The 7602-nt window shown below is 58.9% G+C and carries 5 protein-coding genes and 1 rRNA gene; 4 read left to right on the top strand and 2 right to left on the bottom strand.

All coding sequences use genetic code 11. The features are described from left to right. The 3 genes from Q3981_RS07355 to Q3981_RS07345 form a co-directional block, all read left to right on the top strand. Positions 1 to 2175: helicase-associated domain-containing protein (locus Q3981_RS07355; RefSeq protein WP_303124867.1), on the top strand; the 2175-nt coding region annotated here is incomplete at its 5' end. Positions 2176 to 2196: 21 nt separating this feature from the next. Continuing rightward, positions 2197 to 3873: a DNA repair helicase XPB gene (locus tag Q3981_RS07350; RefSeq protein ID WP_303124865.1), complete on the top strand. Its 1677-nt coding sequence runs from the start codon at positions 2197 to 2199 to the stop codon at positions 3871 to 3873. A 4-nt stretch (positions 3874 to 3877) separates the two neighbouring features. Beyond that, positions 3878 to 4519 (top strand): DUF3239 domain-containing protein, encoded by a 642-nt coding sequence (locus Q3981_RS07345; protein WP_303124863.1) that lies wholly within the window; start codon positions 3878 to 3880, stop codon positions 4517 to 4519. Between the two features lie 90 nt (positions 4520 to 4609). Here Q3981_RS07345 and Q3981_RS07340 read toward each other — a convergent pair whose 3' ends face one another. Beyond that, positions 4610 to 5767 (bottom strand): hypothetical protein, encoded by a 1158-nt coding sequence (locus Q3981_RS07340; protein ID WP_303124860.1) that lies wholly within the window; start codon positions 5765 to 5767, stop codon positions 4610 to 4612. 150 nt (positions 5768 to 5917) lie between these two features. On the opposite strand from Q3981_RS07340, the gene Q3981_RS07335 reads away from it, so the two are divergent. Continuing rightward, entirely contained in the window at positions 5918 to 7138 is a 1221-nt protein-coding gene (locus tag Q3981_RS07335) for an aminotransferase class I/II-fold pyridoxal phosphate-dependent enzyme (protein WP_303124857.1), read from the top strand. Between the two features lie 223 nt (positions 7139 to 7361). Here Q3981_RS07335 and rrf read toward each other — a convergent pair. Then, positions 7362 to 7478: ribosomal RNA gene (rrf, locus tag Q3981_RS07330) — 5S ribosomal RNA — on the bottom strand. Positions 7479 to 7602: the final 124 nt, after the last annotated feature.

The following is a 7602-nucleotide window of genomic DNA, read 5'->3' as shown; positions in this document are numbered from 1 at the left end:
GTGACTCCCCAAGAACGTCGTGTGCTGCAGCGCCTCCACGACGCAGGAGGCCGAGGAGTCCATTCCCCCGCGAAGAACTCGGATCCGTCTGCCCCCGTCCCCCACCTCATTTCACTCGGTTTGCTGGAGGTGTACGACACCGTTCAATCGACCGGGCGTCCCTCGTCGGCACGCAAAGGCCGCACGCCAAGCGGCGCGGACTCATCCGCACCACAACCACCGGCCGACGTCTACGTCCGGCTTCCCCTCCGCGTCCATAACTACCTCGCAGGACGGCACGACAATTTCGTGCCGACGTCCCTCCGTCCGCCGGAAGGTTTTCATTTCCCACCGTCGCCCATTCCGATGAAGCAGACGCCCGATGACATTATCGGTACCGTCTCCCCCGCCCGCGCGCAGTTGTCGTCGGCAGCCGCGGCGGAAGTGTCCCTGACCTTGTTCCATATGCGGGAGCTTTTGCGGTTCGCTGCGCGGACACCGTTTAAGGCGCTACGTAATTCGGAGATCGGTGTCCGGGAATTGCGGCGTGCGGAAAAGGAATTGTCGGATATTGGGCTCACCCGCACGAGGCTCATCACCCTCCTTGAGCTGGCCCGTGGCCTCGGCTTTCTCGACTGGGGCGATCCGGAATCTCTCTACGATGAGGCGGATTACGGGTGGTGGGGCCCGACGCGCCTGGCCGAAGAGTGGATCCACGCCGATGCCGGCACACAGTGGGCGCTGCTGGCGATGGGATGGTTTGGTTCCCTGGCACAGACGTGGGTCGTCGGCAAGGATGAGGACGGCAAGAACATCAATGTCTTCGACGAGGAGACAGTGTCCCCGGGTGCTCTCGTTCTGCGTCGGCATCTCTTGTCCGCGGCGCGAGGTTTTGATCCTTCCGCAACCGGGAAAACGGAGGATGTGTACTCGGCGTACGGGTACATGTATCCGCAGCATGTGGTTTATATGGATCCGCGGGCCGTCCCCAATATGGTGGCCAATGCGGAGGCGTTCGGGCTTATCTCGGGGCGGGCAACCACCGGGGTCACTGACATTCTCCTCCCCCTGCTCCGCGACATTCCCCCAGATCGCGAGACACATTCCACGCCGATGGCCGATTACGTGTTACGCCTGTCGCGCACCTACGCTTCTCAGCCGACGTCCCAGCCAACGTCGGTGGGGAGCGATTCCGCGGAGAGCAATGAGGACACCGGTAGCTCTCAGCCGAGCTCAGCAAATTCGTCGACTGCAGATTTGTCGCTCTACGACGCATATGTCGTCGCTTTGATCCGGCACTGCCAGACCTCATTTCCCGCGCCGTCGTCGACATTGATTGCTCAAGGCGATATGACCGTTCTGGCCCCTAGCCCTCTTGATGACACGACAACGAGCATGATGGATCGTATTGCCGACGTGGAAAGCCCCGGGCTGGCAACGCTGTACAGGGTTTCGGAGGAAAGTCTCCGCCGGGGGATGGCGTCGGGCCTTACACCTGAGGATATTTCGTCGTTCCTGTCGCTTCGGGTGCTCAATGGTGTTCCCCAGGGGCTCACGTTCCTCATTGACGACGTGGGCCGCTTCTATGGATCGGTGCGCGGTGGCGAGGCTTCGTGTTATTTGCGCATTGATGATCCGCAGGTCGTCGACGATGTGCTGGCTTCCCCCGCAGCGTCGTCGGCAGGTTTACGAAAGATCGCGCCGACGGTGTTGGTGGGGTCGGTACCGCTGGCAACGGCGCTGAGGGATGTGGCTGCCGAGGGATTCCAGGTTGTCCAGGAGGATGCCGGTGGTATGGCGGTCCAGTCGGATTCGGTTGCCCGTTTTGATAGCCACTTTGATCTCTCGCCAGCGGATGAGTCCGAGATGTTGACTCGGTATTCGGTGAACGTGACGCCCACTCCGGAGGGCGGCATTGCTGGTGCGATTGCCGCGGTTCGTCGGGAGGATGCCGATGACGTCGAGGGTAAGGTTCTCACTCACCCGCAGGATTGGGTTCCGCAGCTTTCTCATTATGCGCGGTCGGGAATGCAAGTCATTGTGACGTACGTTGAGAAGAATGGCGCAACTAAGCGATACCGTATGGAGCCGCTAACTGTGACATCGGGCTATTTTGATGGGTTCGACGTTCATTCGTCGGAAGTTCGACGTATTGCGTTCCACCATGTCACAAGCATTACGCTCATGGACCGCTGAGCATGAAAGGAAAGGGTTTGTATGGCGCAGGGCACTAACGCCTTCGATGGGCCTCTTATTGTTCAATCAGATAAGACAGTTCTGCTTGAAATTGATCATCCGAAGGCCGAGGAGGCCCGTGCTGCTTTGGCCCCGTTTGCTGAGCTTGAGCGAGCACCCGAGCACATCCACACGTACCGCATTACGCCGCTGGCGTTGTGGAATGCGCGCGCTGCCGGACACGACGCTGAACAGGTTGTCGATGTGCTGGAGAATTATTCTCGCTTCCCTGTTCCGCAGCCGCTGCTGGTGGATATTGCCGACACGATGGGTCGCTATGGCCGCCTGACGTTGCACAAGGATCCGATCCACGGGCTGGTTCTGCACGCGACGGATAAGGCCGTGTTGGCGGAGGTTATTCGCCACAAGAAGATCAAGCCCATGTTGGGCTCTGCCATTGCGGATGATGCCTGGACTGTCCACCCCTCCGAGCGCGGTCGCCTGAAGCAGGAATTGCTGAAGGTCGGGTGGCCTGCCGATGACCAAGCGGGCTATGTCGACGGTGAGGCTCATGCTATTTCCTTGTCGACGGAGAACGTGGACTGGCAGCTTCGCGATTACCAAAAACTCGCGGCGGATTCATTTTGGGATGGCGGGTCCGGCGTCGTCGTTTTGCCCTGTGGAGCAGGTAAAACGATGGTCGGGGCAGCTGCCATGGCGAAATCCAAGACGACGACGCTGATCCTGGTGACGAATACCGTATCGGGGCGCCAGTGGCGGGACGAGCTGATTCGGCGCACCACCCTCACCGAGGATGAGATCGGCGAGTACTCCGGCGAAAAGAAGGAAATCCGCCCGGTGACGATTGCCACGTACCAGGTCGTGACCCGAAAAACCCGTGGTGAGTACCGCGCACTGGAGCTCTTTGATTCGCGCGATTGGGGCCTCATTATTTACGACGAGGTGCACCTGCTGCCTGCCCCGGTGTTTCGTTTGACCTCTGATCTGCAGTCTCGTCGTCGTTTGGGTTTGACGGCGACGCTGGTGCGTGAGGATGGCCGTGAGGGCGATGTGTTCAGCTTGATTGGCCCCAAGCGCTATGACGCGCCGTGGAAGGATATCGAGGCCCAGGGCTGGATTGCGCCGGCGGAGTGCATTGAGGTGCGGTCCATGATGACCGAGTCCGAGCGCATGGTGTACGCCACCGCGGAAAAGTCGGACAAGTACCGGTTGTCGGCGTGCTCGGGGACGAAGATCCGCGTGGTTCGCAAGATCATGGCCCAGCACCCCAACGAACCGACGTTGATCATTGGCGCGTACATCGACCAGTTGGAGGAGCTGAGCGAGAAGCTGAACGCTCCCCTTATCGACGGCAAGACGCGGAATAAGAAGCGCGAAGAGCTTTTCGAGCAGTTCCGTTCTGGAGAGATTTCGACGCTCGTCGTCAGTAAAGTCGCGAACTTTTCTATTGATTTGCCTGAGGCGTCGTTGGCGATTCAGGTGTCCGGGACGTTCGGTTCGCGGCAGGAGGAAGCGCAGCGTTTGGGCCGTTTGATGCGCCCCAAGCGCGACGGCGGGAGTGCGCATTTCTACACAGTGGTGTCGCGCGATACGATCGACGCCGAGTACGCGGCCCATCGTCAGCGTTTCTTGGCTGAGCAGGGGTACGCGTACCGGATTGTGAACTCGGCGGATTTACCGGACCTTGAGGATGACTAACACCATGAGCACTTTTCAGTTCACCGTGGACGAGGCTTTTAACCGCCAACATAACGAGTTCGTGCGAGATTCTCGCCGGCTCCAGGTCAGTGCCGGCGTGCTCGGTGGGATCCTCGTTGTCGCAGCTGTCCTCATCTTTATTTTTGCTCGCCACGACGGTGCCTTCGTGTTGCTCGCCATAGTTCTGGGGCTCTTCGGGCTGTTTAGCCTGGTGATGGTTCAGGTTATTCCCCGCATGGTGGGGTCCGGCCAGTCGTTGTACAACCGCTATGAGCTGGCACCGGCGATGGTCGCTCGCGTGAATCCTCACGACGTTGAGATCATGGCGTTGGTGAATACCTCAGTGAATGCGGATGATAAGCCGCGGTGGGCCCTGTCTGCGCGAACGGTGGCACGAATTCCGGGTACGGTGCGCGAGGTCGGCGAGCGCATCCCGTCGGTAGCGGTCACGGCGACGCGGTCGGTCCAGCATAAGGATCGGTGGGATGAGATTAATCCCATGCCAATTGGGTGGGCGACAAAGAACCAGAACGTTGTGCGCGATGCCGAGGCTGCCATTGCACCCCAACAGTGGAAAATGCTGGCCGACAATCTTGATCGCATTGACGACGTGATGGGCGCGAAGCGGAATCTCCTGCCGCTGTAGCTGGCGTCGATGTGCGTGCTGTCTCCTCGATGAGAGCTGGCGCCCCAATCGAGTGCTGACGCCGTGGCGGATAAATCCGTGAAAAGATCCTTAGCGAACAGATCCGTCCTGGAGGAAGTTGGCGGCTTCTTGGGCGCACTCTCTTTGTACCGCCGGAGTAGCCAACACGTGGTAGCCGAGGTGCTCGGTCACGGTTGTGGTTGCTCCTAGCTCCTGAAGGTTATGAGCAATCCCTTCTGCGTCGACGGCGATGGTGTCACGTGTGGCTTTCTGAACAAGAACTTTGGCCTGGCTGAAATCGTGGTTCCGCCATGTTTCGTTCTCTGGGCTGGGCTGGAATAGCCGAGGGTGCTGCAGAACAATGCGCTCGCTGTTCCACTTCGCTGCGAGCTCTAGCCCAGCAGATGTACCGCTACCGAAAGCAACTATGTCGTAGCCTCGGGCCTCGTCGTGCGTAGCGGTGGTGCTGTCTGATTCACGTGTATCGCTCGAGATATTGCTGAGCACGTCCTCCGCCACGTCGACTGCGGCAAGCGCATCACGAATGATTCCTTCTGTTCCCTCGGCGTGATCGCTGTATACAGCATTTCCTTGCACATCGTCAGACAGACGCCGTCGTATGAGGGGAAGCTGATAGTCGACGTCGACAATTGTTGTGCCGGAGAGTTCTGCGATCGCGGCGATGGTTGGCCGCCAGAAGATCTCGAGTTCCTGTCCTGATCCGTGCCACCCCGGGCCACCATGTAGCGATACTGCTATCCGCCCTGTGGGGGTGGAGGGGACGAAGACTGCGGTGTTGCCGTCGACGGTGTGCATGTCCGGCCCGTTCGACGTGAATGCCACGCCCGGGATGGAGTGATCGAGGCCCACCCCGAGAACGAGCTGCGAGGTATGCGTCACGATGTCGTTTAAACGCCCCACTGCCTGCTCGGCGTCCTCTTGCAACTGGCGTTGCTCCCCCGGTTCTTGCTGCTCACGTTCGGCAGAGAAATTCCCCGGGGAAGAAATAATGTCCCACACCTCTTTGTAGTGGACCGAGATAAAGCTCGCGATCTGGTCGAGCTGCTGTTCGGGAGTGAGGATCGGGTTCCCCGCGAGCACATCGTCCGACCGACCCACCCCGGTGTTACCCGCAGAAGAACCGGCCGAGCCAGAGGTACCGGCAAAGGTGCCGGCCGATGCGGAAGACGATGCACTGGTTGGGGACGCAGAGGACGATGAAGATCCAGAGGTGGGTTTGTTGGCCATGTAGCTATTTTATATACCCGCCGTGTTTATACAGGTGTCCTGTTTATAAAGGTGTCAGGGTTGGATACGCGTCGTACTTGCCCGGAGCCCCGGCAACTCATGACCAGCCCTGTCTGCGGTGTCATCCGCGATGGTGTTTACAATGGCTCCATGACTGAACAGAGCGGTTCACTTTTAACCTCACCGATCGTGTCGCGCCTCCGTGACATCCCTGAGACGATCTTTTCGCGCATCACCCGGTTAGCAGTAGAAAACAACGCCATTAACCTGGGCCAGGGTTTTCCGGACAGCGACGGCCCACGAAGGATGCTGGAGATCGCCTCTGAGCAGATTTTGTCGGGCAATAACCAGTACGCTCCAGGCCGGGGTGTGCCGGAGCTACGCAAAGCGATATCTGCTAATCGCGAGCAGAGCTACGGCCAGGTTTTTGATCCGGATACCGAGGTTGCCGTGACCGTCGGTGCCACGGAAGGTATCGCAGCGTCCATTTTGGCGTTGGTCGAACCCGGCTCTGAAGTAGTCCTCATCGAACCTTATTACGACGCTTATGCAGCTGCTGTCCGGCTGGCGGGTGGCCACCATGTAGCGGTCCCGCTGCTCCCAACAACTGACGAGCAGGGTGCTCCGCGCTGGGCATTAGATGTTGAGGCACTACGCCGCACTGTCTCAGATAACACGAGGATGATTGTTGTCAACACTCCTCACAATCCGACAGGGCACGTATTTACGACCGACGAGATCTTGGCAATCAGTGAAGTTGCTGAAGCCCACGACTGCCTTGTCCTTTCCGACGAGGTCTATGAGCACCTGGTGTTTAGTGGAGCGCGCCACGTTCCCGTGGCCTCCGTGGGACGTTTGCGCGAGCGCACTGTGACCGTTTCGTCGACGGCGAAGTCTTTTAATGCGACGGGCTGGAAGACCGGGTGGGTCATGGGACCTGCTCCGCTCGTTGATGCGGCGCTCACAGCGAAGCAATATATGTCGTTTGTGGGAGCCACTCCTTTTCAACCGGCAGTTGCGTACGCGCTACGCGACGAAGCTGATTGGGTCAATGGACTGAGCCAGCGGTTGGAAAACAACTATAAGAAGATCGCGAAGGTGTGTGGGGACATCGGCATGACCGTGTACCCCAGTGACGGGTCATATTTCGTGGTTACCGACATCTCAACGTGCGAAGCAACCAAGAACATGACCGCAGATGACTTCTGTCTTGCCCTACCGAAGGACGCGGGCGTTGCAGCTATTCCAGTCACCGCGTTCGTTGACGATGAGGAACAGTATCGAACCCTGGTTCGGTGGGCTTTTTGTAAGAAGGCGAACGTCATTGACGATGCCGTTGATAAGTTAACCGCATGGGCGAAAGCAAAATAGTGCCGACGCGGACGCAAAAATAGTGGACGCTGGCGTGGGGCTTGTTTAGCCCGAGTACCGGGCTCCCCCGCGTCGAGCCAAACCGGATTGACTACTAGATACGGGATTGCCCGCCCGAAGGACGGGTGGGCGCATACATAAAAGTGTGTGTGGTGCGGGCCCACCCCCACCGGGGGTTCGGGCCGCACCACACACAAACACTGTATTCAGTTCTTTACGTTACGGTTGGCGGCGACCTACTCTCCCACACCCTCCCAGGTGCAGTACCATCGGCGCAGGCAGGCTTAGCTTCCGGGTTCGGAAAGGGACCGGGCGTGACCCCACCGCACTAACCACCAACACAACCAAAAAGGACAACACACGCAACACCCGACACCGGGGTGGTGTGCTGCACAAGACACCAAACAGTAGACGCAAGCAACCAACAAACCATCATATTCCGCCACAACAGTTGTTGTTTAGTT

It is taken from the genome of Corynebacterium sp., from assembly GCF_030530965.1.
In the GTDB taxonomy this organism is placed as follows: Bacteria; Actinomycetota; Actinomycetes; order Mycobacteriales; family Mycobacteriaceae; genus Corynebacterium.
This window is presented reverse-complemented; position numbering and strand designations above follow the sequence as displayed.

Excerpts from the sequence above, each read along its gene's own strand:
- Q3981_RS07350 (WP_303124865.1), top strand. The coding sequence starts at position 2,197 with ATGGCGCAGGGCACTAACGCCTTCGATGGGCCTCTTATTGTTCAATCA.
- Q3981_RS07340 (WP_303124860.1), bottom strand. The coding sequence starts at position 5,767 with ATGGCCAACAAACCCACCTCTGGATCTTCATCGTCCTCTGCGTCCCCA.
- Q3981_RS07345 (WP_303124863.1), top strand. The coding sequence starts at position 3,878 with ATGAGCACTTTTCAGTTCACCGTGGACGAGGCTTTTAACCGCCAACAT.
- Q3981_RS07335 (WP_303124857.1), top strand. The coding sequence starts at position 5,918 with ATGACTGAACAGAGCGGTTCACTTTTAACCTCACCGATCGTGTCGCGC.